This window comes from Flintibacter faecis, from assembly GCF_014287875.1.
GTDB lineage: Bacteria > Bacillota > Clostridia > Oscillospirales > Oscillospiraceae > Lawsonibacter > Lawsonibacter faecis_A.
In genome coordinates this window covers 1-2,319 of record NZ_JACOPN010000025.1, presented here as the reverse complement: position 1 = coordinate 2,319, position 2,319 = coordinate 1, and the positions used below count along the sequence as shown (strand labels likewise).

Below are 2,319 nucleotides of genomic sequence, written 5' to 3'. Positions count from 1 at the left end.
TCGGACATAGTTTGCTTGCTCCTTTCGAATGTTTGTGTGGTAACTTCATTCTACCAGAGCCTGCAAGCTATGTCTTCTTTTATGCTCTTTTTAATTTGCGCAAGTTATTGTACATTATCTCCGAATCAGCCAGCGAAATTCTTCGTCTGACAGATTTTTATAGTTGATACCGAGCTGTTTACAGTAAAGGACAACCAGCTTTTCATCCCGGCTGCCCTTGAAATTTTCGACCGCTTCCAGATTTTCTTTCAGTTCATTGGCAACAGTGGTCTGGGGTGCACTCTCACTGTCCTTTTTATGGGCTTCTCGAATATCCCGGATAATGAGGTTGAGGTCATCCCGTACCATCTGACTGAAATATTCATCATCACTGATATGGGCGGCTTGTAGCACTTTCAAATGGGGGTCGTCTTCGCCAGGGCGATACCGTTCAATGATTTCATGTCGGACAGTATCAACAAGGGCATTGAGGTTTTGAATCTGCATGGTGGCAATCCCGTCCACATAAATCTCAATGTCCGCAAGAAACTTGATAAAATCTTTATGTGTGGCAAGCTCACAGAGCAGACGGTTGTTAATCCGACCGCTTTTCAGGAGAGCAACCATCTCATCATTCAAATGCAACTCCGTCAATGGCGTGTTGATCTGCTCCCTGTTCTCTGTCCGGCACAGCAGATAATCAACGGAAACCCCATAGAAGTCTGCCAGTGTGATAAGGTTGCCATGATTGATTTCTTTATAATCCTCTTTCTCATAACTTCCAAGAGCTGATTTGGAAATACCCGTCAACTCTGACAACTCTTCCAGATTTAAGCCTTTGTCCTTGCGGAGTTCCCAAAGGCGTTCCTGTATGCTTGTCGCTCCTTTCATGGGCGCACGCTCCTTTCCGGTGGTTTGATTGCTGCCGCTTATCTGGATTATATCACACTTTCCGCAATCGTGGAAATTTCTGATTTTTACCCCTAATTCCTACTTTGTGGACATACGGCACAGGGCACAAAAATGTTCTATGATACAGGTAGTTCATCGATGGATTATTCCAATCGAATGACCAGCCTGTGTGGGATATGCTTACCCGGCGATGTAGTGCCATGACTTTTGGCAGGGATATGGAGGAACCCTTACCAAAACGAGCATACCAAAGGGAGCGATACGCCGCTGTGAGATTCAGGGGAGGAACGACACCGGGGAGAACTGGCGAACTGACACCGAAATGATACCGAAACACGACAATCTGATAGGGGGATAGTCTACCCTATCGCTGATACTTCGGGAGATTTTAAGCGGCTCTATGGCTGTAATTTTGCCGAAAATCGCCCCGAAACCATACACTAAAACGTGAGGAAGCGCAATATGCCGAGAATGAGCAAAAAGAGGAAGCATGAGCTTTCCTTTTACCTCAATGACCGGGGGCGTGTCACTTACAACGAATTATGCCGGAAATGCCAGCATGGGTGCAGGCAGAGCTTCCGGGCGGTTGTGGTTGACTGCCCCCGTTATTTATCCAAACGAGCAAAGAAAAAGGAGGAATACACACAATGAATTTTGAATTTATGACGATAGACACACCCTTGCCGCCCTGTATGCCATTTCCCAGAGCATTGACAGGATTTCCAGTCAGCAGCACCGCAAAGGTCATGTACTGCCGGATGCTGGACGCTATGCTATCCAAAGGGCAGGAGGACGAAAACGGAATCCTGTTTGTCTGCCTCCCTGTTACAGCCATTGCCGCAGTCCTGTCCCGCAGTCCCATGACGGTCAAGCGTTCTCTGAATGAACTGGAAACAGCCGGACTTATCATGCGGGTGCGTCAGGGCGTTGGAGAACCAAACAGGATTTATGTGCTGATACCGGGAAAGGAGGACGCTGCCCTTGCCTGATACCTCAAAACTGGAAAAGCTCAACCGTGAGCTGGAGAAAAGCGAAAAGAAACTGCGGAAAGCCATCAATGATGAAAAGGCATTGCAGCACCAGTTAAAGCAGCTTACCCGAAAGGAACGGACGCACCGGCTCTGTACTCGTGGCGGTATGCTGGAAAGTTTTCTGCAAGAGCCGGAACGCCTGACAGACGATGATGTCATGCTGTTGTTGAAACTCATTTTTCACAGGCAGGACACGCAGGAACTATTGAAGAAACTGCTGGAACGGGAGAAGCCGGAAACCCCTTAGTTTACTAAGGGCGCAATTATACACCACCCAAAGGTTGGTGCATTGCGTTCTCCGAAGGCTCCTCGCCGGAGGGCTGTGATTTTCCGCAGTCATGGTCTGCTCCAAATCATACAGGGGACGCTACGCTTCCCCTGCGCTGGCTGTCGCCAG

The 2,319-nt window shown here is 48.3% G+C and carries 4 protein-coding genes; 3 read left to right on the top strand and 1 reads right to left on the bottom strand.

Annotated elements, in window-relative coordinates; all coding sequences use genetic code 11:
- Positions 1-114: 114 nt before the first annotated feature.
- Entirely contained in the window at positions 115-870 is a 756-nt protein-coding gene (locus H8S55_RS13810) for a helix-turn-helix domain-containing protein (RefSeq protein ID WP_186879352.1), read from the bottom strand.
- A 483-nt stretch (positions 871-1,353) separates the two neighbouring features.
- Here H8S55_RS13810 and H8S55_RS13805 point away from each other — a divergent pair, with 483 nt between their 5' ends.
- From H8S55_RS13805 to H8S55_RS13795, 3 genes are read left to right on the top strand one after another with little or no spacing between them, the layout of a single operon-like run.
- Positions 1,354-1,542, top strand: coding sequence for a hypothetical protein (locus H8S55_RS13805; RefSeq protein WP_117570425.1), 189 nt, complete (start codon positions 1,354-1,356; stop codon positions 1,540-1,542).
- A complete protein-coding gene (locus H8S55_RS13800; protein ID WP_117788183.1) occupies positions 1,539-1,880 on the top strand; it encodes a replication initiator protein A in 342 nt (113 codons plus the stop codon). Before H8S55_RS13805 ends, H8S55_RS13800 begins: the two co-directional genes overlap by 4 nt.
- Positions 1,873-2,169: a DUF3847 domain-containing protein gene (locus tag H8S55_RS13795; protein WP_002594808.1), complete on the top strand. Its 297-nt coding sequence runs from the start codon at positions 1,873-1,875 to the stop codon at positions 2,167-2,169. The genes H8S55_RS13800 and H8S55_RS13795 overlap by 8 nt, the downstream gene beginning before the upstream one ends.
- The last annotated feature ends 150 nt before the right edge of the window (positions 2,170-2,319 follow it).

What these genes read in the sequence shown, in the direction of transcription:
- H8S55_RS13810 (WP_186879352.1), bottom strand. Translation starts at nt 870, where the DNA reads ATGAAAGGAGCGACAAGCATACAGGAACGCCTTTGGGAACTCCGCAAG.
- H8S55_RS13805 (WP_117570425.1), top strand. Translation starts at nt 1,354, where the DNA reads ATGCCGAGAATGAGCAAAAAGAGGAAGCATGAGCTTTCCTTTTACCTC.
- H8S55_RS13800 (WP_117788183.1), top strand. Translation starts at nt 1,539, where the DNA reads ATGAATTTTGAATTTATGACGATAGACACACCCTTGCCGCCCTGTATG.